The organism is Corallococcus sp. AB038B (assembly GCF_003668955.1).
In the GTDB taxonomy this organism is placed as follows: domain Bacteria; phylum Myxococcota; class Myxococcia; order Myxococcales; family Myxococcaceae; genus Corallococcus; species Corallococcus exiguus.
In genome coordinates this window covers 66,225-92,147 of sequence record NZ_RAWO01000007.1, presented here as the reverse complement: position 1 = coordinate 92,147, position 25,923 = coordinate 66,225, and the positions used below count along the sequence as shown (strand labels likewise).

General features: G+C 68.4%; 22 protein-coding genes. 14 read left to right on the top strand and 8 right to left on the bottom strand.

Annotation, left to right across the window (positions count from 1 at the left end):
* Nucleotides 1-119: 119 nt before the first annotated feature.
* The 3 genes from D7Y04_RS25780 to D7Y04_RS44565 all read right to left on the bottom strand — a co-directional run bounded on the left by D7Y04_RS25780 (nt 120) and on the right by D7Y04_RS44565 (nt 4,264).
* Nucleotides 120-2,093, bottom strand: coding sequence for a cell wall metabolism sensor histidine kinase WalK (locus D7Y04_RS25780; RefSeq protein WP_147477194.1), 1,974 nt, complete (start codon nt 2,091-2,093; stop codon nt 120-122).
* A gap of 150 nt (nt 2,094-2,243) precedes the next feature.
* On the bottom strand, nt 2,244-3,092 hold the full coding sequence (locus tag D7Y04_RS25775) for a carboxypeptidase-like regulatory domain-containing protein (RefSeq protein WP_121760988.1): 849 nt from the start codon (nt 3,090-3,092) through the stop codon (nt 2,244-2,246).
* 218 nt (nt 3,093-3,310) lie between these two features.
* A complete protein-coding gene (locus D7Y04_RS44565) occupies nt 3,311-4,264 on the bottom strand; it encodes a hypothetical protein (protein WP_158627588.1) in 954 nt (317 codons plus the stop codon).
* A gap of 184 nt (nt 4,265-4,448) precedes the next feature.
* Between D7Y04_RS44565 and D7Y04_RS25765 the strand changes: the two genes are divergently transcribed.
* Entirely contained in the window at nt 4,449-5,435 is a 987-nt protein-coding gene (locus D7Y04_RS25765) for a hypothetical protein (protein WP_121760987.1), read from the top strand.
* A gap of 60 nt (nt 5,436-5,495) precedes the next feature.
* Here D7Y04_RS25765 and D7Y04_RS25760 read toward each other — a convergent pair whose 3' ends face one another.
* Together D7Y04_RS25760 and D7Y04_RS25755 are read right to left on the bottom strand one after the other, a co-directional pair.
* Nucleotides 5,496-6,167 (bottom strand): DsbA family protein, encoded by a 672-nt coding sequence (locus D7Y04_RS25760; RefSeq protein WP_120575548.1) that lies wholly within the window; start codon nt 6,165-6,167, stop codon nt 5,496-5,498.
* A gap of 195 nt (nt 6,168-6,362) precedes the next feature.
* Nucleotides 6,363-7,382: a RimK family alpha-L-glutamate ligase gene (locus D7Y04_RS25755; RefSeq protein ID WP_120597888.1), complete on the bottom strand. Its 1,020-nt coding sequence runs from the start codon at nt 7,380-7,382 to the stop codon at nt 6,363-6,365.
* Nucleotides 7,383-7,459: 77 nt separating this feature from the next.
* On the opposite strand from D7Y04_RS25755, the gene D7Y04_RS25750 reads away from it, so the two are divergent.
* The 8 genes from D7Y04_RS25750 to ileS all read left to right on the top strand — a co-directional run bounded on the left by D7Y04_RS25750 (nt 7,460) and on the right by ileS (nt 16,834).
* Nucleotides 7,460-8,896, top strand: coding sequence for a sigma 54-interacting transcriptional regulator (locus D7Y04_RS25750; protein ID WP_171807157.1), 1,437 nt, complete (start codon nt 7,460-7,462; stop codon nt 8,894-8,896).
* Nucleotides 8,897-9,064: 168 nt separating this feature from the next.
* A complete protein-coding gene (locus D7Y04_RS25745) occupies nt 9,065-9,856 on the top strand; it encodes a TadE/TadG family type IV pilus assembly protein (RefSeq protein ID WP_120597887.1) in 792 nt (263 codons plus the stop codon).
* Between the two features lie 5 nt (nt 9,857-9,861).
* Complete coding sequence (locus tag D7Y04_RS25740) at nt 9,862-11,532, top strand: pilus assembly protein TadG-related protein (protein WP_120597886.1); 1,671 nt, start codon at nt 9,862-9,864, stop codon at nt 11,530-11,532.
* Nucleotides 11,532-12,524 carry a pilus assembly protein gene (locus D7Y04_RS25735; protein ID WP_120597885.1) on the top strand — a complete coding sequence of 331 codons (993 nt, stop codon included), beginning with the start codon at nt 11,532-11,534 and terminating at the stop codon, nt 12,522-12,524. Before D7Y04_RS25740 ends, D7Y04_RS25735 begins: the two co-directional genes overlap by 1 nt.
* Nucleotides 12,525-12,526: 2 nt before the next feature.
* Entirely contained in the window at nt 12,527-12,856 is a 330-nt protein-coding gene (locus D7Y04_RS25730) for a hypothetical protein (RefSeq protein ID WP_120597884.1), read from the top strand.
* 13 nt (nt 12,857-12,869) lie between these two features.
* Entirely contained in the window at nt 12,870-13,559 is a 690-nt protein-coding gene (locus D7Y04_RS25725) for a hypothetical protein (RefSeq protein WP_120597883.1), read from the top strand.
* A 30-nt stretch (nt 13,560-13,589) separates the two neighbouring features.
* Nucleotides 13,590-13,886, top strand: coding sequence for a hypothetical protein (locus D7Y04_RS25720; protein ID WP_120575555.1), 297 nt, complete (start codon nt 13,590-13,592; stop codon nt 13,884-13,886).
* 53 nt (nt 13,887-13,939) lie between these two features.
* Nucleotides 13,940-16,834, top strand: a complete 2,895-nt coding sequence (ileS, locus tag D7Y04_RS25715; RefSeq protein WP_120597882.1) for an isoleucine--tRNA ligase — start codon at nt 13,940-13,942, stop codon at nt 16,832-16,834.
* Between the two features lie 62 nt (nt 16,835-16,896).
* Here ileS and D7Y04_RS25710 read toward each other — a convergent pair whose 3' ends face one another.
* Both D7Y04_RS25710 and D7Y04_RS25705 read right to left on the bottom strand, forming a co-directional pair.
* On the bottom strand, nt 16,897-19,200 hold the full coding sequence (locus tag D7Y04_RS25710; protein WP_120597881.1) for a hypothetical protein: 2,304 nt from the start codon (nt 19,198-19,200) through the stop codon (nt 16,897-16,899).
* Nucleotides 19,201-19,307: 107 nt separating this feature from the next.
* Nucleotides 19,308-20,063 carry a Mut7-C RNAse domain-containing protein gene (locus D7Y04_RS25705; RefSeq protein WP_121760986.1) on the bottom strand — a complete coding sequence of 252 codons (756 nt, stop codon included), beginning with the start codon at nt 20,061-20,063 and terminating at the stop codon, nt 19,308-19,310.
* Nucleotides 20,064-20,303: 240 nt separating this feature from the next.
* Between D7Y04_RS25705 and D7Y04_RS25700 the strand changes: the two genes are divergently transcribed.
* Complete coding sequence (locus D7Y04_RS25700) at nt 20,304-21,527, top strand: endonuclease/exonuclease/phosphatase family protein (RefSeq protein ID WP_121760985.1); 1,224 nt, start codon at nt 20,304-20,306, stop codon at nt 21,525-21,527.
* A 64-nt stretch (nt 21,528-21,591) separates the two neighbouring features.
* Here the strand turns inward: D7Y04_RS25700 and D7Y04_RS25695 are convergent, their stop codons facing one another.
* Nucleotides 21,592-21,948: an FAM210 family protein gene (locus D7Y04_RS25695; RefSeq protein ID WP_233601580.1), complete on the bottom strand. Its 357-nt coding sequence runs from the start codon at nt 21,946-21,948 to the stop codon at nt 21,592-21,594.
* Nucleotides 21,949-22,089: 141 nt separating this feature from the next.
* Here D7Y04_RS25695 and lspA (D7Y04_RS25690) point away from each other — a divergent pair, with 141 nt between their 5' ends.
* The 4 genes from lspA (D7Y04_RS25690) to D7Y04_RS25675 all read left to right on the top strand — a co-directional run bounded on the left by lspA (D7Y04_RS25690) (nt 22,090) and on the right by D7Y04_RS25675 (nt 25,912).
* The gene (gene lspA, locus D7Y04_RS25690; RefSeq protein WP_120597877.1) at nt 22,090-22,719 is read left to right on the top strand and encodes a signal peptidase II; all 630 of its coding nucleotides are present in this window, start codon (nt 22,090-22,092) and stop codon (nt 22,717-22,719) included.
* Nucleotides 22,720-22,751: 32 nt separating this feature from the next.
* Nucleotides 22,752-23,369: a signal peptidase II gene (lspA, locus tag D7Y04_RS25685; protein WP_121760984.1), complete on the top strand. Its 618-nt coding sequence runs from the start codon at nt 22,752-22,754 to the stop codon at nt 23,367-23,369.
* An 83-nt stretch (nt 23,370-23,452) separates the two neighbouring features.
* Nucleotides 23,453-24,754: a prolipoprotein diacylglyceryl transferase gene (locus D7Y04_RS25680; protein WP_121760983.1), complete on the top strand. Its 1,302-nt coding sequence runs from the start codon at nt 23,453-23,455 to the stop codon at nt 24,752-24,754.
* Between the two features lie 39 nt (nt 24,755-24,793).
* On the top strand, nt 24,794-25,912 hold the full coding sequence (locus D7Y04_RS25675; RefSeq protein ID WP_120600270.1) for an MXAN_5187 C-terminal domain-containing protein: 1,119 nt from the start codon (nt 24,794-24,796) through the stop codon (nt 25,910-25,912).
* The last annotated feature ends 11 nt before the right edge of the window (nt 25,913-25,923 follow it).

The window sequence follows — 25,923 nt, the reverse complement described above, 5'->3', positions numbered from 1 at the left end:
CAGTCATTCGGCCAGCATTCGAACGAGGACTATTTAAGTCAAACGGCTTTGGCTTAAATAAAATCCGGCCTAAGGAAAGCAGGCTTTAAAAGCCTCATTTCCATAGTGATTCCAGTGTATTAGCCCGCGCGCTGGCGCAGCGGTTCGGGCGCAGTGGGGGCGGCGGGGGCTTCCAGGGGCACGCTGAAGAAGAAGGTGACGCCCCGGTCCGGCTCGCTCTCCACCCAGATGTGGCCACCGTGGGCCTCCACGATGAGCCGGCTGATGTAGAGCCCCAGTCCCAGGCCCTTGCCGTCCGCCGAGCGGCCGTCCTCCGTGCGGTAGTACTTGTCGAACAGGCGCGCCGCGTCCCGGGGGGACAGGCCCGCGCCCTGGTTGGTCACCGACACCACGGCCTGGTCGTGCGCGGCGGAGAGCCGCACGTCCACTGGCGTCTCCTTGGGGCTGTACTTGAGCGCGTTGGTCAGCAGGTTGGTCACCACGCGCTCCAGGCGCGCGGCGTCCATGGGCACCGGCGGCAGCGGATCCACCCGGTGCAGCCGGAAACGGTCGCGCGCGTCGGGCGGCACGTCGCGCTCCAACACCTCCTCCAGGAAGCGGCCCAGGTCGCGCGCCTCGCGGCGCAGGTTCACCCGGCCGGACTCCAGCCGCGAGCCCTCCAGCAGCTCTTCGATCATCGTGCTCATCCACTCCACGTTGTGGATGATGGCCTGGGCCATGATGCCCTCGCGCTCCAGCTTCCGCTCGTGCAGCGCGCGCTGGAGCAGGTGGGCGCGCAGGTTGATGGTGTTCAGCGGGTTGCGCAGGTCATGGGAGATGAGCCCCACGTACTCCTCGCGCAGCTTCTCCAGGTCCCGGCGCTCGGTGACGTCGCGCAGGATGGCGATGCGCGTGGCGTCGTCCTCGCCCTTCATCGGGCTCAGCCGCACCTCCAGCGGCACGCTGGTGCCGTCCTGCCTCTGCCCGACCACCAGCCGCCCTCCCGTAGCGCGCTCCGGGCCCTCTCCGGGGGCGGACGGGCCGTGGAGCCCCTCCGGCACCAGCAGCTCCACCTCGCGGGCCAGCAGGGCCTCCCGGCGGTAACCGAAAACGCGCTCGGCTTCCGCGTTGGCGAAGCGCACGCGGCCGGTGGCGTCCACCACCACCATGGGGTCCGGCGCGGTGTCCAGGAAGGTGCGGAAGCGCTCCTCGGAGGCCTCCAGCGCGGCCGTGGCCCGCATGCGTTCGGTGTCCAGCACGTCCAGCGCCCGCGCCGCCAGCAGCACCAGCGTGACGCCGCCGGCGGCCACCACCGTGGCGAAGAGCGGCAGCTTCGCGTCGTGGCTGAGCCCGCCTATCAGGTGGATCAACACCAGCGTCAGCCCCAGCACCGGCGGCCCCAGCAGCATCACCGGCACCAGCCGCCGCGCCACGAAGCCGCCCAGCGTGTCCCGCGTGAGCCGCGCCATCAGCCCCAGCTCCGGCCGCGCGCACAGCGTGCCCATGGCCAGCAGCATCAGCACGCAGGTGGTGTGCAGACCCATGCTGCGCTCCTGGAAGAACGGAGCGGCGACGGGCGTCACCAGCGGGCCCAGCAAGAAGCCGTTGAGCCCCGTCAGCGCCGCCATCAGCGCGAGCACCACCAGCGCGTCCGACCACGACAGCCGCTGCGGGTGGCCCCGGTCCACCAGCGCCAGCGCCGGGCCCAGGAGCATCAGGCACAACCCCGTCAGGGGCGACGGCATGCTGCCCGGCGACGCGCTGACGTCTTCGCCAAAGAGGCGCAGGAACACCGCGTCCAGGCCGCCGTTGCCTCCCGTGATGACGCCATCCACGAGGCTCGCCGCGCCCAGCAGGGCCGTGGCCAGGGCGAGCGCGGTGCCCAGCCGGTGTTGGATGCGGTGGGGAGTGGCCGGCAGCCGCAGGCCCAGCGCGACCCCACCCAGCATCAACCCCAGCGCTGCGCTGGGGCGCATGGCGGGGAGCGCGGCGCCCATGGACTTGAGGACCATGACATCCAACGCCCAGCCCACCAGCACCAGCAGGCCCACCAGGCAGGAGGCCGCCGCGGAGCTGCGCGCAAGGGCACGGACCAACGCCGTGCTTCGTGGCATGGATTGGCCGCTCATCATCCGCGTCCCCCCGGAACGCCAGCCCTGCATCCTGCCACAACATCTCGCCTCAGGCCTCCCCCCGGCAATGGGACGCCGGGGTTGGGAGGATGTCCGTCCTAGGCGGGGATGTCCGACCTGTCCAGGGTTGGGTCAGGGTGCGTAGCGGCCTGGATACACGGTGAGGACGACACCCAGGCCCGGCCCCACGTCGACGTTGCGCGGCACGTACGTGTCGGTGCCTTCCACGGACAGCTGGAAGGAGGAGGCCCCGGCGCCGGAGTGGACGAAGAGGAACAGCCCATGGGCGGCGGTGCCCGCGGTGTCCACGGACGTCAGGTCACCGGACGGGTAGTAGACGCGGTCCGCCAGCTCGGCGCGGTTCAACGCCACGCGCGCGCCGCTCACGGGCTGACCGTTCAGGTCCACCACTCGCCCCAGCACGAAGCCCGCGGAGGCCAGGGTGGCCGCCGGGTCCCCGGTGTGGCCCTGGAGGCGCGGCGCACCCACTGCGGCGCCCAGCTGATCCACGAACGCGATGGGTAGGGCCCACGCATGCGCGTCGATGACGTCCGTACGCGGACGGGTGCCGGTGAAGGCGGTGTCGTAGACGAGCGTGGTGCTGCGCACGAGGCCTTCGTGCACCAGTCCCACCGCGAGCCCCTGGTGCACGTCGCGCACGGGCACGTCGGTGATGCGGAAGGCGCCGTCCTCGGACACCTCGCCGGTGGCGAAGGTGGCGGCCGCGTCGTTGACGGCCACGCGCAGCGGCTCCTCCACGGTAAGCGCCATCCCCGTGAGCGACGCCGGTGCCGCGGCCGAGTCCTCGGCCTCCGGGAACACGCGTGCCTCGCCTGTCACGAGGATGCGAAGGTTTTCCAGATCCACCGCCTCGGCGTCCTCGGTCCGCACGCCGGGGTCCGGTGTGAAGCCGCCGTCGCCACAGGCCATTGCCAACAGCCCGAGCACGGCACCACCCGCCGCCCGAATGTAGTGTTTCATCGGGCGGCAACATCTTCACGGCGGGGGCGGCACGCAATCCGTCCCCGGGTGGCGTCCGTCCCCTTCACGACGCACCGCCGCGCTCGCGGGCAGGACGCACCGGACACCGGGCCCTTCGGGTGTTGAAAACACGTCGGCACCGGGAGCCTGCCTTCCGCTGGAAACGGAAGGCCGCGCCCGGTGCCGCGGGTCACGCCAGGGAGGAGGAAGCGGAGCGCCTACCAGCCCGATCCGCTCTTGCCGGAGGAGCCGGAGCTCTTGCCGGTGTTCCAACCGCCGCCGCTGCTGCCGCTGTTGCCGCTGCTGCTTCCACTGCTACCGCCGCTGCTCCGGCCACCGCCGCTGCTGCCGCTGCTGCCGCCGCTGTTGCCACTGGGCGGGGTGCTCCAGCCGCCGCTGCTCCGGCCGCTGCCGCTGCTCCCGCTATTGCCGCTGTTGCTGCTCCCGCTGTTGCTGCTCCCGCGGTTGTTGTCCTTGTCGTCGTCGCGGCTCTTGCTGGCCGGGGTGTCCCAGCCGCCGCTGCTGCGGCCGTTGTCCCGGTCGTTGTCCCTGTCCCTGTCGTTGTCCCGAGCGTTGTTGGAGGGAGCGGCGTTGTTGCCGCGGCCCCAGTTGGAGCCGCTGGGAGGCCGGGCGCCGGTGCCCGTACCGCCGGGAGGCGCGTTGCGGCCCTGGTTGACGGGGGCCGGAGCGGGCGCGGGCCGCGAGGGGGCGATGTTGTTGCGGCCGCCAGGGACCGCGGAGGCCGAGTGGCTGTTGCTCCAGCGGTAGCCCCGGGTGCCGCGGTCGTAGGAGTAGCCCGCGCCCCACGAGCCCTGCGGATAGAAGTCGTGCTGGTGGCGGCCGTGGAAGTTGCAGTACGCGCCGCTGGGGGTGGGGTGGTAGTCCCAGTACCAGACCACCGTCGGGCCCCGGTAGTAGTAGACGTCGTCCGTGTAGACGTAGGACGCCTGGGGCGGCTGGTAGTCGTGGACGTGGGCGTAGTCTTCCGGGCACCAGCCACCGCCGTAGTCGTCAGGGACAGGGTGCGCGCCGGCGAACCGGTACTCCACCACGGCGGCGGGGGCGATGTAGGCCGCGCGGCGGACGACGGGGCGGTGCGAGTGGGCCTCGACGACACAGCCCGTCCCCATCAGCAGGGCCACGGGGACGACCAGGGCGAGCAAGCGGTTCATGAAGAGTCTCCTGTCGCGGAAGTGGACCCTCAAAGCATCCCGCTTCGCAACCTCTGCCCCCCATGACGGCCCGCTGCCCCGGAAATTCACCCGGGACGCCTGCCCGCCGGGAAGGGAAGGGGCCCGCCTGATATGACACCCAGGTCGCGGCCCCTGGGGGCGCCGCGCCTTGGGAGGCATACGGATGTCGGATGTGGATTTCGGACGCGCGATGGGGGCGTCCTGCGCGCTGCACCCGGGGCGGGAGGCCACGGGCACCTGCGCCCGCTGCGGCAACTTCACGTGCGACACGTGCAGCCAGAACGGCGCGTCGCCGCGCTGCCCCACGTGCCGGGAGCGCTCCGGCGCCACGTTCCCGCTCCAGCGGGAGAACTGGAACTTCAGCAAGCTGTGGGACGTGTGCTGGGCGGCGTTCCAGCGCGAGTGGGGCATGTTGTCGCTCGCGGTGTTGATCACCCTGGGCGTGTCCCTGGGCGCGAACCTGCTCGTCAACGTGGCCACGGGCATTGGCGCGGCGGTGGACAGTGTCGTCGTCGCCGTGGTGCTGAGCGTGGTGGGGCTCGTGGCGCAGCAGCTGGTGCAGGGCCTGGTGCAGCTGGGCCTCCTGCGCGTGTGCTTCGACGTGCTGCACGGAGGCCGCGCGGACGTGGCGCGCCTCTTCAGCCAGATGCACAAGGCGGTGCCCTACACGCTGACGATGCTCCTCGTCTTCGCCATCGTGATGGTGCCGCTGGCCCTGCTGAGCGTCCTGGTCATCCTCGCGCTCGTGGGCACGGGCATCCTGAGCGGCGTGGACCTGAACTCTTCATCGGATCAGGTCTGGAGCGCGCTGGCACCCATGATTGGAGTGATGGGGCTGGGTTTCCTGGTGCTGCTGGGGCCCATCGCGTACCTGGTGCTGCCGCTGTACCTGGTCCAGCCGGAGCTCGCGTACGAAGAGGTGCCGCCCTCGCCCGTGGAGGTGCTGCGCCGCAGCTGGGAGGCCGCGCGCGGTCAGCGCCTGAGCATCCTGGGCGTGGGGCTCGCGGGGGGCGCCGTCATGGTGGCGGGGTTCTTCGTGTGCTGCGTGGGCTTCATCCCCGGCATGGCGCTGGCCCAGTTGCTCATCGCGGGGATGTTCCTGTCCATGCGCTCCCCGCGCGAGGACGCCGCGGAGTCCTTCCCGGGCTGAAAAGCCGCGGGAAGCAAGGAGGCGCGCCTTCGCGAACAGGGCGAAGGCGCGCGGGCGACCTCAGTGCACCAGCCGCTCGGAGTAACCCGAGCGCGGTGTGACGACCTTGCCCAGGCACGCGAGGATGTGCTCGCGGTACTCAGACAGCTCGCGCAGGCCGCACAGCATCCACCGGCCGCCAATCACCAGCGAGGGCACGCCGCGCACGCCGCGGCTGCCGGCCAGCCGGTGCTCGTCGTAGATGAGCCGGCGCGTCTCTTCCGAACGGAAGGCCGCGGAGAACTGGTTCATGGACAGGCCCACGCGCGACGCCAGCTCGAACACCACATCCGAGCGCGACACGTTGACGCCCTGCTCCAGCGCGGCGCGCTGCATGGACCGGGCGAGGAAGGCCCGCGCCTGCGGTCCCTGCAACCGCGCGGCTTCCAACGCCGCCAACGCCGGCACGCTGGAGCGCGGCGGATCACCGCCAAGCCACAGGTCCGTGGAGAGCAGCGAGGCCGTGGGGTCGGGTTCGCGCTGAGCGCGCTTCACCTCTTCCACCAGCCCGCGCACTTCGCGCTCCGTGGGCAGTACGTCGTGCAGACGCAAAGGGTAGGGACGCACGCTCCAGCGGACGGCATCGCCAAACTCCTGGCGAAGCACCTCCAACCGTTGGTCGGCGAGGTAGCACCAGGCGCAAAGCACATCCTGGTAGACGGTGATCTGCAGCGGCTTGTGCAGCGTTTTCATCGGGGGTCGCCAGATTAGAGGCGCATCCCCACCGCTGCCAACACCCCTCGACAATCCCCGCCCGAAGGCATTCCCGTATTCCTGAGGAGCATCCAAGGCACCGTGCGCACCGTGAAGTCCCGCACGCATGCCATTGAGCAGGCGGGCAGGCACGCCGGCGCTGCTCGCGTGCCTGCTTTCAACACAACATCTCGATCAGGAAGCGCGGCCTGCCCGTGTGCGCAACGCGCTGCCCCGGGTCCCCGCGTACACCAACGCGTGCTCCACGATGTGGCCCGCGATGTCCTGACCGGTGGCGCCCTCCAGGCCCTCGAAGCCGGGGCTGGAGTTGATCTCCATCAGGCGCGGGCCTTCGCGGCCCTCCAGCATGTCCACGCCCGCGACCTCCAGGCCGATGATGCGCGCAGCCTTCACCGCGGCCTCCATGTAGTCGGGGGACAGGGTGATGGCGCGGCCCTCGCCGCCGCGGTGGATGTTGGAGCGGAACTCGCCCTTCTTCGCCTTGCGGCGCATGGCGCCCACCACGGTGTCGCCCACCACCAGCGCGCGCACGTCGCGGCCCTCGCTCTCCGCGACGAACTCCTGGAGGACGATCTCCTGGCCCAGGTCCCAGAAGGTGTCGAGGATGGTCTGCACCTCCGGCAGCGTGTGGGCGATCATCACGCCCACGCCCTGGGTGCCCCTGATCAGCTTGATGATGACGGGCAGTCCGCCCACCTCCTGCACCAGCTTGCGCACGTTGCCGCGGTCGTGCGCCATCACCGTGCGAGGCATGTCCAGGCCCGCGCGGGCGAGGAACTGGAGCGCGCGCAGCTTGTCGCGGCTGCGCGCGATGGCCGTGGGCGGGTTGAGCACCGGCACGTCCATCATCTCGAAGTGGTTCACCACGGCCAGGCCGTACGCGGTGATGGACGCGCCGATGCGCGGAATCACCACGTCCACGCCCTTCACCTCCGCGCCGCGGTAGGTCATGCGCGGCTGGCCCCGCGCCAGCAGCAGGCAGCAGCGCAGCGTGTCGAACACGAGCGCCCGGTGCCCCCGGGCCTTGATGGCCTCCACCAGCCGACGCGTCGAGTACAGCGAGCGCTTGCGGGACAGGATGGCCACGGTCTTCTTCACGCGGGGCCGCTTGGGTCGCGGTGCGTCACCGCGCTCGGGTGCCTGTGCGCCAGGCAGAACCGGCGCCTTCTTCGGCTGGGCTTTTCGGGGGGGCATGCGGGGCGCGGGACACTAGCACGCACGGGCGTGGAGGCACGGCACGTGGGCACCCTTTGCTATCCTCGCGTTCACTGATGACCGCACCCAACCCGCATCCCGACGACATCCACACCAATCCAGGAGACGTCGGCCTCGAGCTGTCCTCCCAGTCCCCTCTGTTGGGGGAGACACTGGTGGTGGATCCGCGCGCCAGCGTGAAGATGCACAAGTGCCGGTTGCTGGTGACGTCGGGACCGGACACCGGGCGCTCCATGGTCAGCGACAAGGAGCGGCTGCGCTGCGGGGCCCACCCGGGCAACGACCTGGTGCTGGTGGAGGATCGCACCGCCAGCCGCCACCACTTCGAGGTGCAATACACCGAGCGCGGCCACCTCCTGGTGGACCTGAACTCCACCAACGGCACCTTCCTGGACGGCCGCCGCATCGAACGCGCCTACCTGTCCCCGGGCTCGCAGATTCGCGCCGGCTCCTCCGTCATCACCTTCGCTCCGCTGGACGAAGAGGTGGCGGTGGAGCCCGACCGCGAGGGCGAGCTGTGCGGCATGGTGGGCCAGAGCGTGAAGATGCGGCAGGTGTTCGGGCTCATCAAGCGCATCGCGCCCATGGACGTGTCCGTCATCATCCAGGGCGAGACGGGCACCGGGAAGGAGCTGGTCTCCAGCGCCATCCATGAGTTGTCCGGCCGCGAGAAGGGCCCCATGGTGGTGCTGGACTGCGGCGCCATCCCGCCCAACCTCATCGAGAGCGAGCTGTTCGGCCACGAGAAGGGCGCCTTCACCGGCGCCACGTCCAGCCGCCCCGGCGCCTTCGAGCGCGCGCAAGGGGGCACCATCTTCCTGGACGAGCTGGGCGAGCTGCGCCTGGACCTGCAGCCCAAGCTGTTGCGCGTGCTGGAGAACCGCGAGGTGCGCCGGGTGGGCGGCAACGACGTCATCGAGGTGGACTGCCGCGTCATCGCCGCCACCCACCGCGACCTGGTGAAGGAGATCGCCGCGGGCAACTTCCGCGAGGACCTCTACTTCCGTCTGTCCGTCATCCACATCCAGCTGCCGCCGCTGCGCCAGCGCCGGGACGACATCCCGCTCATCCTCAAGCGGGCGCTGGCGGAGCCGGAGGTGGTGGACACCCACGGCCGCAAGCGCTTCTCCGCGGAGGCCCTGGGGCTGCTCATGGCCTACGCCTGGCCCGGCAACGTGCGCGAGCTGATGAACGTGCTCTCCCACGTGCTGACCTTCTCCGACGAGGGCGAGGAGATCCTCCCCTCCCACCTGCCCCCGCGCGTCCGGGGCCAGGCCCGCGAGGGGCCGCTGCCCTTCAACGAGCACCTGGCCTTCAAGGACGCCAAGGAGCAGCTCCTGGAGAACTTCGAGCGCGAGTACGTCACCAGCGTCCTCACCCGCTGCGAGGGCAACCTGTCCCGCGCCGCCCGGGAGAGCGGGCTGCACCGAAAGTCCATCGAGCGGCTGGTGAAGAAGTATCAGCTCGACGCCAAGGGGCTGAAACCGCGCTGAAACAGCGTCGTCACACGGTTTCACTGAGGGTGTTGAATCCGCAGGAAGTTTTCACTGGGCCCATCCTCTGCGACAATCCCGGCCCCCCTTTCGGACCCCGACGCAGTGTGTCGGCGGTCACTTGACGGATACTGCGAGATTCCCCCATCCCGCAGGATGAGTCTCCGTATGAGCGCACGATCCCCCCGTGAAGCAGGCGAATCCGGCCAGGCCCTGGTGGAGGCCGCGCTGTCGCTGCCACTGGTGACGTTCCTCATCCTGGGCGCGTTGCAGCTGTTCCTGATGATGCAGGCGCGGGTGATGACGCACTACGCGGCCTTCCGGGCGACGCGCGCGGGCAGCGTGGCGCACGGGGACTGCGAGCGGATGACCCACGCGGCCATCCTGGCGCTGATTCCGACCTTCCACTCGTTCATGGGGCAGGGGACGGGTTCGCTCAACGGTCCGCTGGCCCGCGGCGCGGGTTCGGACGCGCCCCGGCTGTTGGCGGAGGCGTTCGCGGCGCGGATGAACAACCGCTACTCGGGCCCGGGCCTGGACGGCGTGCACAACCGCAGCATCGTGTGGATCCAGCGGGACCTGGCGGGCGGCGGTGTGGACAGCCCGGAGGACAGCGACTTCGACCGGCCGGGGCACCTGCGGCGGTTGGAGGTGCAGCTGGTGTTCTGGTACCCGCTGCGCATCCCGTTCGCCAACTGGGTGATGTCGCGCATGTTCCTGGCGCACTTCAACCTGCGTCCCTACACGGACGCGAACCCGCTCATCGTCGCCGAGCGCAACGCCAACTGGAACGGCAGTGACGTGACGGCGGTGCACGAGCTGGACGGCGAGCTGGGCATGGAGCTGGCGGACCGCGTGCTCAACCGGCAGTACGTGTTCCCCATCATCACCACGTTCACCATGCGAATGATGACGCCCGTGAAGTCGCGTTTCTTCGCCACCATGGCCTGTCCCCGGTGAAAACGATGAAGCGCTCCTCCCCCCAGCGCGGTCAGACCCTGGTGCTGTTCGTCCTCAGCATGTTGCTGCTGATGCTGATGGTGGCCCTCACGCTGTCGTTCACCATGAAGGTGCGCGAGCGCATCGAGGTGCAGACGGTGGCGGACGCGGCCGCGTACTCCAACGCGGTGGCCACGGCGCGCACGTTCAACACCATCGCCGTCAGCAACCGCGCCGAAATCGCCCACATGGTGGCGAACGCCGGCGCGGCCAGCCTCTTGAACTGGGCGAGCCTCTACCGCGGCGAGCTGAACGCGGCGAAGTTCGGTTACGCGGCGTGGGTGCCCGTCTACCAGGCGTTCGCCACCGCGGGCTGCCCCTGCGCCTGGTCCAACGGCTTCTGCGCCCGCATGTGCCAGTGCGGCATCCGTGGGGTGACGGACCTGGGCCGGCTGATGACCATGCTCCAGCGCGAGGACCTGCGTGTGGAGGCCGTCTTCCAGGCCCTGGACCCGATGGTGGGCCTGCAGATGCGCCTGCACCAGGTGGCGGCGGGCGCGCTGTACGCCTCCTCGTATGCGGACTTCAGGAGCCTCAAGGACAAGGTGAACGATCAGGGCTTCGCCAACGACATCCTGGGAGACCTGGTGGCGGGGAGGAACCCTCACGACGCGGGGTGGCTGGCGCCGTCCGCGGGCAACATCTCCAAGAAGGAGCTGGCGGACAACACGGCGTGCCTGGGTGGCGGCGCGGTCTGTGATCCGCTGCCGCTGACGGTGGCCCACAGCGTGGACGCGGCCATGGGAAGCCGTGGCTTCACCTTCGTCACGTCGCGGACCATCGAGCAGTACGTCGCGCACGAGGCGAACCTGGCCTTCGTCATCCTGCCGCCGGACATCGTCTCGCTCCCGCTCGCCGCGGGCACGTCCCACTTCGGCAAGCCGATCCTCCAGTACGGGCTCTTCCCCCCCTACGCTCCCGCCGTCACGGCCGAAGACGAGGGCGTCGTGGCCTTCATCTACAACCACATCGCGCATGGCGGTGGACCGCCGTGCCCGGTGATGGTGGGCGGTACGGTCCCGACCCTTGCCCTGTTCGCGGCCTCCGGTGGCGTCATGCCCACGCCCACGCATATGTGGTTTGGCGGCACGGACCCCGCGCCCTTCGCGCGGCACATGCTGGCGCCGTGTCTGGGCGGCCCGTCCAGCTGCCCGGGAATCTGGCCGCCGTTCCTGGACTACAACCTGACGGAGCTGTGGCCCAACGGCGCGGACAACAACTTCGGGCAGCCGAAGAACTTCGCGGTCATCCAGCGCGACCGCAGCACCATGTCCGCGATGGATCAGGACCCGTGGAACCTGGCGTTCCGCTTCCGCTTCAAGGCGGCCAATCCGAACCCGAACGCGGGCAAGTTCGACAACACCAGCGTCACCATGGCGGACGGCGTCACGCCGCTGGGCGTCCAGACGGCGTTGTCCACGGGCATCGCGTACTACCACCGTGGCCGCAGCCTGGGCGTCTCCCACTGGAGTGAGCCGCCCAACCTGCTCAACCCCTACTGGCGCGCCACGCTGGTGCCGGTGGACACGGACGAGTCGGGTCTTCAGGACGCCATCGACGCGTTGGGTTCCAGCTCTCCTTCCTCCGCCGCCACCATCCAGGAGTTGCGGCGCGTGGGCTTCAGGGGGTTCCAGTGATGCACCGCCAGCTTCGTCGTCACCGCCGGCAGGCGCGGGGCCAGTCCATCGTCGAGGCGGCCCTCGGCGTCACGCTGTTCATCACCATCCTGGTGTTCGGCATCCACTTCGCGGAGGTGGGCTTCCTGTCGCTGAAGGTGCAGGAGGCCGCCGTGTCAGCACTGTGGAACGGTACGCACGGGGAGATGCACGACATCCCCGCGGATTACGGCTCCGCGCATGACTCCATGCGGCGCGCGGGCGAGGACGCGCAGGCGCGCTACGCGGACTTCAACGGCCTGTCGTCCGTCAACCACGGCGACACCATCACGCAGGTGTTCACGCAGGGCTCGGGCCTGCGCGTGAACTGCCGCCGGAACGGGGGCCTGGACTGGGACGGCCCCGTGCTGACCCGGCTGATCTACCGCGACGAGGGCGGCACGGCGTGCACGTCCCAGGCGAACCTGAGCTCCTGGAACATCCCCACCCGGTTCCTGGACCAGTCCTCGGAGACGGGCCTGTACAACGAGCAGCACCAGGAAGCGGCCAACGCCAACATCCAGGTGTGTGGCATTGGCCGCGCGGTGGGCGGTACCTGCCGGGGCAGCTTCTCCATGCTCGTGGATGACTGGGGCCTGTCGAACGAGCTCGAATCCTCTACCTGCTTGCTGTTCCAGGACCTGGCGCTGCCGTGCACCAACGGGCCGTTCTACGCGGCCACGAAGGGCGTCTACGAGCCCACCACGCTGCCCATCCCGACCTACGCCAGCTTCCTGGCCATGGATGCCCTCTTCTTGAATCCGCTGCCGCCCCTGGTCTTGATGCAGCGGGAGAACACCTTCTGGATGAGCGCGGCGGGTGAGGAGAGCCAATTCATGCAGGCCTGGATCAAGCTGACGCCACTGGGCAATATTTGGAATACGTCGCCCGGCGCGCTGATTGGCATCACCACGCCCCATTACGGTCTGGGCTATCTGGACCGTAACGGCTGCTTCCTTGGAAAGGATTGCTGAAGATGAAGATGCGAAGCCTGCTGTCGGGTGGAGTGCTGGCGTTCGTGCTGGGTGTGTGTCTGACGGCGTCTCCCGCGCGCGCGGACAGCAACTCATGCAACACCGACTGCGCGACGAAGAACGGGGACACGCTCAACGCCTGCATCACCGCCTGTCCGGCGCCGAGCAGCCCGGGGTCTGCGAAGGACAGCAGCCGCACTTGCTCCGCGCGCTGCGCGCAGAAGTTCCAGGCCCAGTTCAACCAGTGCAAGTCCCGCTGCCCCAAGCCGGAGGGCGACACGGGTCCGAAGTCGGGCAAGTCCGTCAAGGCCGCGCGGTCGCACCGCCAGTAGGAAGGGACCGGAGATGAAGCGTGGAATCGGGCGCTGGGCCCTGTTGCTGGCGCTGGCGGGGGCCGTCCCCGCGTGGGCACAACGGGCCAACTTCACCTGGGACATCCCGAAGACCGTCAGCGTCGTGGACGTGCCGGGGCAGGTGGACGCCAATGGCGTGCCGGTGAAGCTGCTCGCGGTGCGCAGCAAGGAGAAGGCGCAGGTCATCCTCCAGAGTGTGGTGGACCGCTTCCAGTCCTGGGGCTTCTCGGTGCAGGAGGCATACAAGCAGCCGCAGCTCTTGCGCGAACCGATGGTGACGGGCCTCGACACGCGCAACTTCATCTCCTACACGGCCATCCTCCAGGTGAACCCGGACGGCACCACTACAGTGTTCCTGGGGCAGGCGAACCTGGGCGCGGCGAAGGCCCCGCAGCCCGCCGGGCTGCCCGTCTTCCCCGGCGGCTCCGGGGTGCTGACGGCGCAGACGGAGGGCTCGCACACGGTGAGCTACTCGGTGCCGGGCAAGACGACCGCGGACGTGGAGGCCTTCTACCGCGAGGTGCTCATCAAGGCGGGGTTCAAGGAGATCCAGCCCCGCGTGTTCAAGTCCTCCACGGAGGAGGTCTCGCTCACCCTGGGCGTCACCAAGGAAGGTCCGGTGGCGGTGCGGCTGGTGCGCCGGGCCGTGGCGGCGGACGATGACATTCGCCCGGGCGAGTGACGCCATCGGGCAAGGGAAGACGAGAGCGACATGATGACGCGTATCGCGGTGCGGGGCTGGCTGGGACTGATGGCGTTGGGCGCGGTGCTGGTGGCGCCCCAGGCGCTCGCGCAGACGTGCGACGAGAAGTGCTCCATCAACGCCGGCCCCACGATGCAGGCCTGTGTGAAGAAGTGCTCCGCCAAGGACAGGAACTGCACGGACAAGTGCACCAAGGCGTTCCAGGCCGCGAAGGCGAAGTGCGCCAAGAAGTGTCCCAAGGGCAAGGGCAAGAACACGCCCCAGCCGCACACGCACGAACACGGCGACGACCACCACGACGAGTGAGTCCGCGGGTGTGATTGAAGGACCGGCGGGAGGGTGTTACGGGCGCTCAAGCCATGAGCGACGCCCCCTCCCGCAAGGACCTCGACGCCACCGTCCACCTGCCGCGCACGGAGTTCCCCATGAAGGGGAACCTGGGCCAGCTCGAACCGCGCCTGCTTGCCTGGTGGCGGGAGCAGGACGTGTGGACACAGTTGCTCGCGAAGAACGCGGGCCGTGAGCCCTTCGTGCTGGCGGACGGGCCGCCGTACGCCAACGGCCACCTGCATGCCGGGCATGCGCTCAACAAGGTGCTGAAGGACATCGTGGTGAAGTTCCGGAACCTCTCCGGACGCCCATGTGACTTCATCCCCGGCTGGGACACCCACGGTCTGCCCATCGAGCAGGCGGTGGAGAAGCGCCTCAAGGAACAGAAGCTGGACAAGCGCACGCTGTCACGCGACGCGCTGCTGGAGCGCTGCCGCGAGTACGCGCTGGAGTTCGTGGACATCCAGCGCGTGGAGTTCCAGCGGCTGGGCGTCTTCGGGACGTGGGACGCGCCCTATCGGACGCTCGACTTCAGCTACGAGGCGCAGGAGGTCCGCGAGCTGGCCGCGTTCGCGCGCCGGGGCATGTTGTACCGGCGCAAGAAGCCCGTGGCGTGGTGCCTCCAGGACCAGACCGCGCTCGCGGAGGCAGAGGTGGAGTACGCGGAGCACACCTCGCCGTCCGCGTACGTGGCCTTCGATGCGGGGCCGGCGCTGGTGGAGAAGCTGCCGCAGCTGAAGGGGCAGCGTGTGTCCTTCGTCATCTGGACCACCACGCCCTGGACGCTGCCAGCCAACCTGGCCATCGCGGTGAACGCCGAGTTCGAATACGTCTTCTACCGGCTGGAGGACCGCGTCCTCTGCGTGGCGAAGGACCTGCTGGCGAAGGTGCTGGCGGAGGTGAAGTCGGACGAGCTGGCCGTGAAGCACGTGCAGCTGCCCACGGGCGAGGTGTCGTCTCCGGCGCTGGTGGATCCATCCCGCATCCTCGCGTACGCGACGGGCGAGGACCTGGAGCACGTGACGTATCAGCACCCGTTCCTGGAGCGGCAGGGGCGCGTGGTGCTGGGCGAGCACGTCACGTTGGACGCGGGCACGGGGCTGGTGCACACGGCGCCGGGACATGGCCAGGAGGACTACGAGGTCGGCCTGAAGTACGGCCTGGACATCTACAACCCGGTGCGTGCGGACGGCCGCTACGACGACACGGTGGGCGAGGTGCTCGCGGGCCGGCGCGTGTTCGAAGCGAACCCGGTGGTGTTGGACCTGCTGGTGCAGCGGGGCGCGCTGCTCAATGACAGGTCGGACACCGTCACGCACAGCTATCCGCACTGCTGGCGCTGCCACCAGCCGGTCATCCAGGCGGCGACCTACCAGTGGTTCATCCCGATGGATGCGCCGTTCCACGGCACGCAGACGTTCCGGCAGGTGGTGCTGGAACAGGTGGAGCAGGTGCAGTGGGTGCCGTCATGGGGACAGTCACGCATTCGGGGCATGCTGGAGGGCCGCCCGGACTGGTGCATCAGCCGGCAGCGCAGCTGGGGCGTGCCGATTCCCATCGCGTACTGCGACGGGTGCGACGACGCGGTGGTGTCTCCGGAGGTGATGGAGCGTGTGGCGGCGGCGGTGGAGAAGGAGGGCGCGGGCGTGTGGTACCGCACGCCGGTGAAGGACTTCCTCGGGCAGGACTTCACGTGTCCGCGCTGCGGCAAGGGCGAGTTCCACCGCGAGACGGACATCCTGGATGTGTGGTTCGACTCGGCGTGCATGGCGTCCGCGGTGCTGGCGAAGCGGCAGCGCGTGCCGGCGGACCTGTTCCTGGAGGGGAGTGATCAGCACCGGGGCTGGTTTCATTCCTCGCTGCTGGTGTCGGTGGGCACGCGCGACGTGGCGCCCTACAAGGCGTGCCTGACGCATGGCTTCGTGGTGGATGGCCAGGGCGAGAAGATGTCCAAGAGCCGGGGCAACACGGTGGCACCGGACAAGGTCATCCAGCAGTACGGCGCGGAGGTGCTGCGCCTGTGGGTGGCGGCGAGCGACTACCGCAACGACGTGCGCCTGTCGGACGCCATCCTCAAGGGTCTGTCGGAGGGCTACCGGAAGATCCGCAACACATTGCGGTACGCGCTGGGCAACCTGCACGACTTCGACCCGGCGAAGGACGCGGTGGCCGGGGACAAGCTGTTGCCCTTGGACCAGTGGGCGCGAGGTCGGCTGGCTCAGGTGGCCGCGCGGGTGCGGCAGGCGTACGAGGATTATGAGTTCCACCTCGTCTACGCGACGGTGGTGGACTTCTGCGCCAATGATTTGTCGGCCGTGTACTTCGACATCCTGAAGGACCGGCTCTACACGGCGAAGCAGGACGGCCCCGCGCGCCGGGGTGCGCAGACCGTGCTGCACGAGGTGCTCACGGTGCTGCTGCCGCTCCTGGCGCCGGTGATGAGCTTCACGGCGGAGGAGGCCTGGCAGCACCTGCCGGGCGAGCGCACCAAGAGCGTGTTCCTGGCGGGCTTCGCGGAACTGAAGGCCACGATGCCGCCGGCGCTGGAGGCCCGCTACGCGAAGCTCTTCGCGGTGCGCAGCGCGGTGCAGGGCGTGCTGGAGGTGGCGCGGCGGGACAAGCGCATCGGCGCGTCGCTGGAGGCCCGCGTGGTGCTGAGTGCCACGGGCGCGGTGCGGGAGGTGCTGGAGGCTCACCTCGCGGAGCTGCCCGGGCTGTTCATCGTGAGCCAGGTGGAGCTGGCGGAGGCTCCGTCCGAGGCCTCGAAGGCACTGGATGTTTCACAGACCTTCGGTGACGGCGCGTCCCTGTCCGCGGAGGTGCTTCCGGCGAAGGGCACCAAGTGCCCGCGCTGCTGGGTGTACTCGGAAGCGGTAGGGCAGGGCGGGGATGTCTGTCTCAAGTGCCGTGAGGCATTGAGCTGAGACGGTGCGAAGAAGACGCCACCGCGAGGAATACTCGCGGTGGCATGGCCCTACCACTTCGTTCAATCAGGGTAGGTCGTCACCGTCCGGATGGGTGTGCACGGAGGCTCGGTCCAAACCGGAAGGGTGTACTTGTCGCTGGCGCAAATCTTCTTGATGCATTCTCCACGACCGGAAGCTGCGCCAAGATGGCGACCGTTAGTGCCCGCGTTAAATCCAGTACCGTATCGGGTTGAGCAGAGCGTGTTTCCATAGGGCTCCGGATTGTGACCTGTTAGGAAGTAGCGCTTGTATCGTTCATTGGCCGGGTTCAAATGAACCAGGACGTCTGCTCGGTAACGCATGATGCAGTCATGGGCTCCTGAGAACACGCTCTGGGTTCCATCCTGGTTGCATCGCGCCGCGATGAGGAAGTAGGGATCCGTAGCCAGTTCCCGGGGAGGCTGAGCCCGCGTTAGCGGCTCCAGGTAGACTTCAACGCCTCCCGGTGAGAGGGTATTGTCGATAGGGGTCTCTTTTCTGAGTGTTCCAGTGCCCGTGATGGTCGCAATGAAAATTCCCCCTTCACCGTGATGCGGAACATTGACGGAATGCGCCAGTTCATGCGCGATGATGGAGGCGCGTCCCTCCGCGGGAATGTCGTTGAGGGTGCCGGTCGCAATGCCGATGTGTGTGATGTTGCGCGGATTGCTGGGGCCTCCATGTGCCTTGGATGTCCCATTGACGCCTGTCTGCTCACGAAGAATGACGAGATGCTGGTCGTTCTGGTGGGTTGCCTTGTTGTAAGCAGAATTGATGATGCGAGTTGATGTCTCGAAGTCATCTTCGCTCACGAAATGCACCTTGATTCCAGTGAGGCTGCTGAAGAGGTTGATGCCTCCACTGGCGGCGCCGCCTATTTTATTGTTGAGGAAGTAATCAACGTCAGTTGGCTTGGTTCGGACGTGCTCATTGTTCAGGATGAAGCCTCTGTACTCCTCATAGAGGGTCAGTCCGTCTCCGGGACAGCCGGGATCTCCTCGTCCCTCACCCAGTACATCACTGTCGTCTAGATCCGCTTTCGACAGGCTGTTCGTATCAGCCTTCCACTTGTCCGCGATGAAGGAGTCCGACGCACGTTTGGGCAGGAGGAGCGGCCCCTCAATGGGGGGAAGGGGAACTCCAGGCGTACTGCCTGGATTCTCAAGCATTGACAAGACGGACTCACCGTCTTCGGTTTCGCCCCAGGCGACGATTTCTCCATATCCGCCAAAGTCGAAGGAAGAAACAACAGCCTCGGCTTCCGTGTACTCACCTTCGGGGGTCTGTACCGTCGCGATATCAATGAAGTCCAACCCATGAAGGGCGTTCTTGTCCTGCTCAAACTGCAGGTCCCGGTTGACGTCTCCGAAAGGAGGCGTGTTCTCGTAGGGCGTGTTCATTGCAATGCCCGGGACATTGGAAGACTTGAGATAGAACGTGATCTTCTTCAGTTTGGGCGTCGACGAGGAGTCAGGTTTGGGAACTGCCTCAGCCTTTACAACCAGGGTTGAGCCGGGCTCCAGAGAACCTGCCGTCAGGGACGAACCGATAACGGGTTCGAGCTTGGCAAGCGGCAGCCAGTCATTGTAGTTCTCCGCGCTCAAGACGAGGTCCAGGTCATCACTCTCAGGCCGGAGGTCCCACTCGATGTCCCATTCCACGGGGGTCATGCCGTAGGGGATGGGATTCGGGATGTTTGCCAGGACGGTGGAGTCGCTGGTGATGAGGTGCTTCGTCCCGTGGATGCGCAGGGGGGCGTCGACCGCGGGAAGGTCGAAGACGAAGTGGCTGCCGAACTGGATGGGGCTCAGCGTGTACCACGTGAACTCGGTGTCGGTCGTGGTCCCATATTGCGTCACCGTTCCCTTGCACGGAAGGCCGGTAAACGGCGTCAACTGCATCTTGTAGGAGCTGTCCGTGGGGAACTCTATAAAAGCCGTTCTGGCGAGAGCGCTGTCCGAACACCGGGCCACTTGGGTCGAGATCGTCTGCCCCTGGAATATGTCCTGCCCGGTCCGGCTGAAGTTGTAGAAGCCTCGCTTGATGGTGCTTAACCCGAAGTTCGACCCCTCCAACATGGATATTTCGATGGGCGCGAGGTACGTCAGGTCGTCCTTCCACTGGTGAGAGGTGTAGGGCGTCGTCCACTGGCCACTCGTCCTGCTTCGGGCCTTCAGTACGCCCACCCATTTGGGAACGGCCAGGACCCGGCTCGCGGGCGTGTCCAGGCGCTGGAGAATCGATTGCGGTGCAGGGGCCACCTCTTCAGGCGGCGCGTCCTGCGCGGTGCATCCCGCGAGGAATGCAAGGCCAATGATGAGGATTCGGCGAAGCTGGGCTGTCATGCTGGGAGTGTCTGCCTGGGTGAGGGTGTCTGGAGTTGCAGGCCTTCAGACGCTCCCCCGCCCAATCCCTGAGCTTTGCCTTTAAATTATTTCCAGACGTCTGCTTTTCAGCTGGACTGTTCCAGCTTGCGCAGCGTCTCCACCAGGTTCTGCATGCGTTCGTGGTGCGTGCCGGGCCAGAAGACGCGCTGGCAGCCGGGGCACTGTTGAAAGTGGCTGTGGCGTTGGGCCACGCCTTCCGGGACGCGGCCCTGCACTTCTTCCGGGGTCGCGGTGGACAGCGGCGCGTTGCACGCGATGCAGCGGGAGAAGGGCCTCATGCGTGACGTCAGGCCGTACCTCCGCACCACCTCCACCAGCTGGTGCGCTGGATCCGTTTCTCGCGGGAAGTAGCCGAGCACGACCTCCGAGCGCTTCAGCACGCCCAGGTCCCTCGTGAGGAGGACTCGCGATTCGTCGTGGGACAGGCGCGCGAGCTGGTCGTCCGCGTAGTCGTTGCGCCAGAGCGTGTCGAAGCCGAGCATCCGCAGGAAGCCCGACAGCCTCCCCAACCCCACGTCCAGGATGAAGCGCGGCATCTCCGGAATGGGCGGACCCACGCGCTCCACCCGCGGCACCGATGGATCCGACGCCGGATACACGTCGAGGCTCGTGCCCTCCTCCGCGCGGTGCGCGAAGTCCACCGGCGCTCCATCCACCAACACCACGTCCACCTCCGGGTGCGGTGGACCCAGCGACTCGATGAGGTCCTTCACGGACGGGCTGCCTTGCAGCACGTGCGTGAACGCCTGCCCCCGGCGCTCCGGTGCGACGAAGTCGTTCAGTGCGCCGTGGATCCGCACCGTGAGCTGCCTTGATGACATCCTGGACTCCTCACGTCCTGCTGCGTCGTAGCCAATGCCCGTGATGCCTTTCTTTGAATCCCCGCCTTCCCCAGCTGCGGAGCGACGAAAATCTCGGATTCTTGAAAGGCAGTGACGCAATCCTCACGGGCGGTCAGAGGACAGCCTTCTTGCAAACTTCTATACTCACGCGCCAGTCGGCGCGCCGAAGCCGATGGGTCACCCCCTCGACACCCTCGGAAGCAAGGATCCAGGCCCTGCATGGCAATGAAGCTCCCCCCGTATCTCCGCCCCCTCCTGGCGATGGGCTTCTTGGCCCTCGCTTGCGGCGAGGGTGAAGAGCCCACCGCGCCTCCGGACTCGGGGACCTCCGTCGATGCCGGGACCCGCACCGACGCGGGCACCACCGTCGATGCCGGATCCGACGCGGGTCAGTCCACGGACGATGCGGGCACCACCGAGGACGCCGGATCCGATGTGGATTCAGGCACCAATGATGCCGGCACCGAGGTCGAGGTGGACGCGGGCACCACGGTCGATGCGGGCACCACCGAGGATGCGGGCACCACGGTCGATGCGGGCACCACGGTCGATGCGGGCACCACGGTCGACGCGGGCACCACCGAGGACGCGGGCACCACGACCGACGGTGGCTCCGCGGACGCGGGCCCGATTGGCGAGACGGATACCGACGGTGGCTACACGCAGATCCGCCTGATGGCCGCCAATCTCTCCAGCGGTAACGGCCAGGACTACGACCCGGGCCACGGCATCCGGCTGATGCAGGGCGTGAAGCCCGACGTCGTGATGATCCAGGAGTTCAACTACAAGTCGGACTCCGCCTCGGACATGCGCTCCATGGTCGATATGATCGGCGCGGGCTTCTACTACTACCGCGAGACCGGCGCGCAGATCCCCAACGGCATCATCAGCCGCTACCCCATCATCGAGTCGGGCGAGTGGAAGGATGCCAAGGTCTCCAACCGCGACTTCGCCTGGGCCCGCATCGACATCCCCGGGCCTCGCGACCTCTGGGCCATCAGCGTCCACCTGCTCACCACCAGCTCCAGCAACCGCAACGCGGAAGCCACCCAGCTCGTGGGCTACATCCGGGCGAACATCCCCGAGGGCGACTACCTGGCCATCGGCGGTGACTTCAACACCGACTCCCGCTCCGAGGCGTGCCTCACCACCTTCAAGCAGGTGGTCGACATCGCGGGCCCGCACCCCGCGGACAAGAACGGCAAGGAGGGCACCAACGCCGGCCGCAGCAAGCCCTACGACCATGTCATCGTGGACTCCGACCTGCGGCAGTACCAGGTGCCCACCGTCATCGGGGCCAGCACCTTCAACAACGGACTGGTGCTCGACAGCCGCGTGTACACGCCCATCTCGGAGATCTACCCGGCGCTGAACTCCGACAGCGGCGCGTCCAGCATGCAGCACATGGGTGTCATCAAGACGTTCCGCACGCCCAACTTCTAACGGGCACCCCGCAGGCAACTCGGGCCGGTCATCGGGAGCTCCCCGGTGCCCGGCCCGTGCCGTTTCAGAGCAGGTTGCTCCACTTGTGCCGGTTGCGCTCCAGGAAGCGCGCCACCGGCGGGATGCGGGCCACCAGCGGCGTCAGCACGAACACCGCGCCCAGGCGCAGCGGCTTGATGACCTGCGTGGCCACGTACGCCGCGCCCCACGCACCCGCCTGCGCCCCCGTGCCCTCCGGCTGGAAGCCGGCGCGGATGGCCGCCCAGAAGCCCGCCAGCGACAGGAAGAAGCTCAGCCAGTACAGGCCAAAGGCCACCGGGCCGTACTCCAGGAGCAACGCCTTGAAGCGAGCCATCAACGTCGGCTTCGCCGGCGGCGTGGTGGTTTCGGGTGGGGCAATGTCGGGAGTGGAAGGTTTCACGTCGGGCTCAACAGGCGCCATGGGCGCACCATGCCCGAAACGGGCGGACTCCGGGAGTAAGAGGGCAGGCGGGCCGGCGGCGTGCGGCCCGGGTCCGGGTTGTCAGGGCTCCCGGGGGCACGATAGAGGTTCGGGTACCCCATGAAAGCCTCCTTCCGTCTTCTCCTCGTGGTGGTCCTCGCCGTGCTGGCGGCGGATCAGGTGACCAAGTACCTGGCCGTGTCCCGGCTGACGGAAGCGCTGGATGGCCGCAGCGGCATGGCGCGCGTGTCCGGTTTCCTGAGCGAGCAGAACCTGGACAACGACCCTCCGGTGGAGGGCGTGTTCCGCAAGAACACCCGGCCGTACCGCTTCATCGAGGACTACTGGCACTTCCGCTACGTGGAGAACCCGGGCGCGGCGTGGGGCATGTTCTCCAACCTTCCGGAGACGGCGCGCAAGGCGTTCTTCCACGTGGTGAGCCTGGTGGCGCTGGGGTTCATCCTGACGCTGTACCGGAAGACGGAGCCGTCGCAGAAGCTGGTGCGCGTGGCGCTGGCTCTCATCACCGGCGGCGCGCTGGGCAACTTCGTGGACCGGCTCATCCGGGGCTACGTCATCGACTTCATCGACTGGCATTGGCGCAACCAGCCGGGCATGCGCTGGCCCACGTTCAACGTGGCGGACGCGGCCATCTGCGTGGGCGTGGCGCTGATGCTGCTGGACTCGGTGCGCCGGCCGGAAGTCGCGACCGCGCAGCCGCTGCCCCAGGGCACGAGCCCCCAGCCGTGACGCGCGGGGGTGGGCTGATATAAGCCCTCTCCGTGCCGCGCAAATACGTCATCCTCCTCGCCCTCACGTTGGGCGTCATCGTGCTGGACCAGTGGACGAAGTACCTGGTCGTGCGCGATCTCACGACCCGCTTCGACGGGGCTACCACCCTGTCGGAACGGCTGGGCGAGTTCTATTCGCCCGCGGAAGAGCCGGGCTTCCGAGGCCTGCACTTCCAGCCGAAAACGCACGTGGAGGTGGCGGAGAACTTCTTCCGGCTGCGCTACGCGGAGAACCCGGGCGCGGCGTGGGGCATGTTCAGGAACCTGGCCCCGAACGTGCGCGGCCCGCTCTTCCACCTGGTGAGCCTGGGCGCGGTGCTGCTCATCGTCTTCTACTTCCGGAAGCTGTCCGGCAAGGACCCCGCGGAGGTGTGGGCGCTGTGGGGCCTGCCGCTGGTGCTGGGCGGCGCGCTGGGCAACTACATCGACCGCGTGGCGCGGGCCTTCGTCATCGATTTCCTGGAGGCCCATTGGTACGACAAGGCCGCCTGGCCGTCGTTCAACGTCGCGGACATGGCCATCTGCATCGGCGTGGGCATGCTCGTGGTGGATGCCTTCGTGCGCAAGGAGAAGCCGGAGGCCGCCACCCCCGCGAAGGCCGCGCAGTGACGTGACGGCGGGCCGGGAATGTCCCTCCCGCCCGTCCCGGTTGTCCCCGCCGTTCGTCCGGGCCTCCCGGGCCAGAGGTCCCCATGCTCCCCGTCCTGTTCCGCCTGTCCTTCACCACGCTGTGGATGCAGCTGTTGCTGTACGCCGCCGCGGTGGGGGTGGTGGCCTCCGTCGCCGTCAACGGCTGGCGCGGCACGCTGGGGCCGGTGGACGCGAAGACGGGCAAGGAGGGCCCCGCGTCGCTCCAGGACAAGCTCCTGCGCGCGGTGGCGTTCGCGGCGGTGGGCGGCTTCCTCGCGTACTTCGGCCTGATGTACGCGCTGCCCGCGGACGCGTTCCCCGGGGGTCGGGGCGAGGGCATCCCGCTGCACACCTACGGCGTGCTCCTGGCCGCGGGCTTCGTCACCGCGGTGTCGGTGGCGGGCCGGCTGGCGCAGGACGAGTGGCGCCGGGTGAGCTTCGTGGAGGGCCGGGGCTGGGTGGACACGGAGGGGCCCCAGAAGCGCGAGCAGGTGCTGGACATGGCGTTCTGGGTGCTGGTGGGCGGGCTCGTGGGCAGCCGCGTGCTGTTCGTGCTGGTGAACTGGCAGGACTACGCGCGCGACTGGACGCAGGTCTTCTCCCTGGGCGGCGGGCTGGTGTTCTACGGCGGCCTGATGGGCGCGGGGCTGGCGGCGTTCCTCTTCGCCCGCAGGCACGGCCTGGACTTCCTGCGGCTGGCGGACGTGTGCATCCCCACCGTGTCGCTGGGGCAGTGCCTGGGGCGCCTGGGGTGCTTCTCCGCCGGGTGCTGCTGGGGCGACATGGCCGGGAGCCACTCGCACACGGGGGTCACCTTCCCGGGCTCCGGGCTGGCCCAGGACCTGTTCGGCCAGCTGGGGCGTGCGTCCAGCCTGGCGTATGGCTCGCAGGCCGGGGATGACCGCTTCGTGGTGGAGGCCACCGGGCAGGTGCTTCACCAGGCGGCGCCCGGCGCGGTGCGCATCTCCGACTGGGTGGCCCAGCACGGGACCACGTTGCCGGTGTACCCCACGCAGCTCTTCGAGTCGGTGGGGCAGCTGGTGCTCTTCGTGGCGCTCTTGTACGCGCGCCGCTTCCGCCGCTTCCACGGGCACATCTTCGCCCTGTGGCTGATGGCCTACGCCTGCCTGCGCACCACGGTGGAGCTGTTCCGGGGCGACGTGGAGCGCGGAACCCTGCACGGCCTGCTGGAGTCGCTGGGGGCCCAGGGGCTGGCCGGGGCGGTGCCCCTGGAGGCCTGGTACAACGTGTCCACCAGCCAGTTCATCTCCCTGTGCATGTTCACCTTCGGTGCGCTGCTGATGGCGCGCCACCGACCGGCGGGTGAGGCTGCTGGCCTGGGGCCTACACCGTCAGCGGCCTGAGGTTGCGAGCCGCGCCCGGGTTGGGGACACTCCGGGAACATGCCGCCGCCCGACAACGCACGGTCCGCCGCCAAAGGTGGGGTCCGGCCCGCGCAACTGGACGCCAGTTCCTCCAGCGAAGCCGCCCTTCAGCAATGTGAAGAGCTGGAGGCGGCCATCGCGGAGCTGCGCCACAGCTACGAGCAGTACTTCATGGGCATGGAGCGCCAGGCGCCCATCCGCGCGCATGAGGACCTGAAGAAGCGGATGCTGAAGCTCAAGGGGGCTTTCATCCGCAGCACGTCGGTGAAGTTCCGCGTGCAGAGCCTCCACAACAAGTTCCTCACCTACGAGCGGCTGTGGGTGCGCACCATCCAGGAGATTGAAGCCGGCACCTACCGCCGCGACCTGGCCAAGGCCCGTCGCCGCTCCGGGGTGAAGCAGGCCGGTGCCACGGGCGACCGCCAGAAGGGCGTGGTGGAGATCCCCGAAGAAATCGACGACATGGACTTCGAGGAGATTGAAGAGCTCACCGGCCGCCGCCCCATCAACGAGCCGAAGCTCTCCTCGGAGTACCTGGCGGAGCAGCAGTCCGCGGGCGGTACGCCCTTCCGCGGCAGTCCGTCGGTGGCCCCTGTCGCGGCGCAGCCGGCCGGCGCGCCCCGGGGCACGCCCGCGGGGCTGGTGCCGCCGAAGCAGGGGACCCCGGCGGTCGTGCCCGTGAGCGGGATGCCGTCCATCGCGCCCGTGGCGGGCACGCCGCAGAAGGGGACCCCGGCGGTGGGGACGTCGAAGATGCCCTCGGTGACGCCGGCGGTGGCTCCGGGCGGGACTCCGGCGGCGGGGCGTCCGGCGGTGCCTCCGGGCATGGCCACGAAGGCTCCGGCGGCGGCTCCGCAGCAGCCCGCGCGTCCGGCGGCGGCGGCTGCCGCGCCCCGTCCCGCGGCCGCGGGCCCCGGTGGCGGCATGTCCGACGACAAGCTGCGCGCGGTGTACGACGCCTACGTCACCGCGAAGCGCCGCTGCCAGGAGGACACGTCCAAGCTGTCCTACGAGTCGGTGGCCGCCACGCTGCGCAAGCAGGTGCCGGAGTTGCTCAAGCAGCACAACGCGAAGGCCGTGGAGTTCAAGGTCGTCATCAAGGACGGCAAGGCCTCGCTCAAGGCCGTGCCCAAGTAGCGGAGGCACGG

Excerpts from the sequence above, each read along its gene's own strand:
- D7Y04_RS25775 (WP_121760988.1), bottom strand. The coding sequence starts at position 3,092 with ATGAAACACTACATTCGGGCGGCGGGTGGTGCCGTGCTCGGGCTGTTG.
- D7Y04_RS25745 (WP_120597887.1), top strand. The coding sequence starts at position 9,065 with ATGAGCGCACGATCCCCCCGTGAAGCAGGCGAATCCGGCCAGGCCCTG.
- ileS (WP_120597882.1), top strand. The coding sequence starts at position 13,940 with ATGAGCGACGCCCCCTCCCGCAAGGACCTCGACGCCACCGTCCACCTG.
- D7Y04_RS25735 (WP_120597885.1), top strand. The coding sequence starts at position 11,532 with ATGCACCGCCAGCTTCGTCGTCACCGCCGGCAGGCGCGGGGCCAGTCC.
- D7Y04_RS25765 (WP_121760987.1), top strand. The coding sequence starts at position 4,449 with ATGTCGGATGTGGATTTCGGACGCGCGATGGGGGCGTCCTGCGCGCTG.
- D7Y04_RS25740 (WP_120597886.1), top strand. The coding sequence starts at position 9,862 with ATGAAGCGCTCCTCCCCCCAGCGCGGTCAGACCCTGGTGCTGTTCGTC.
- D7Y04_RS25755 (WP_120597888.1), bottom strand. The coding sequence starts at position 7,382 with ATGCCCCCCCGAAAAGCCCAGCCGAAGAAGGCGCCGGTTCTGCCTGGC.
- D7Y04_RS25780 (WP_147477194.1), bottom strand. The coding sequence starts at position 2,093 with ATGCCACGAAGCACGGCGTTGGTCCGTGCCCTTGCGCGCAGCTCCGCG.
- D7Y04_RS25700 (WP_121760985.1), top strand. The coding sequence starts at position 20,304 with ATGGCAATGAAGCTCCCCCCGTATCTCCGCCCCCTCCTGGCGATGGGC.
- D7Y04_RS25710 (WP_120597881.1), bottom strand. The coding sequence starts at position 19,200 with ATGACAGCCCAGCTTCGCCGAATCCTCATCATTGGCCTTGCATTCCTC.
- D7Y04_RS25720 (WP_120575555.1), top strand. The coding sequence starts at position 13,590 with ATGATGACGCGTATCGCGGTGCGGGGCTGGCTGGGACTGATGGCGTTG.
- D7Y04_RS25705 (WP_121760986.1), bottom strand. The coding sequence starts at position 20,063 with ATGTCATCAAGGCAGCTCACGGTGCGGATCCACGGCGCACTGAACGAC.
- D7Y04_RS25760 (WP_120575548.1), bottom strand. The coding sequence starts at position 6,167 with ATGAAAACGCTGCACAAGCCGCTGCAGATCACCGTCTACCAGGATGTG.
- D7Y04_RS25725 (WP_120597883.1), top strand. The coding sequence starts at position 12,870 with ATGAAGCGTGGAATCGGGCGCTGGGCCCTGTTGCTGGCGCTGGCGGGG.
- D7Y04_RS25730 (WP_120597884.1), top strand. The coding sequence starts at position 12,527 with ATGAAGATGCGAAGCCTGCTGTCGGGTGGAGTGCTGGCGTTCGTGCTG.
- lspA (WP_120597877.1), top strand. The coding sequence starts at position 22,090 with ATGAAAGCCTCCTTCCGTCTTCTCCTCGTGGTGGTCCTCGCCGTGCTG.
- D7Y04_RS44565 (WP_158627588.1), bottom strand. The coding sequence starts at position 4,264 with ATGAACCGCTTGCTCGCCCTGGTCGTCCCCGTGGCCCTGCTGATGGGG.
- D7Y04_RS25675 (WP_120600270.1), top strand. The coding sequence starts at position 24,794 with ATGCCGCCGCCCGACAACGCACGGTCCGCCGCCAAAGGTGGGGTCCGG.
- D7Y04_RS25750 (WP_171807157.1), top strand. The coding sequence starts at position 7,460 with ATGACCGCACCCAACCCGCATCCCGACGACATCCACACCAATCCAGGA.
- D7Y04_RS25680 (WP_121760983.1), top strand. The coding sequence starts at position 23,453 with ATGCTCCCCGTCCTGTTCCGCCTGTCCTTCACCACGCTGTGGATGCAG.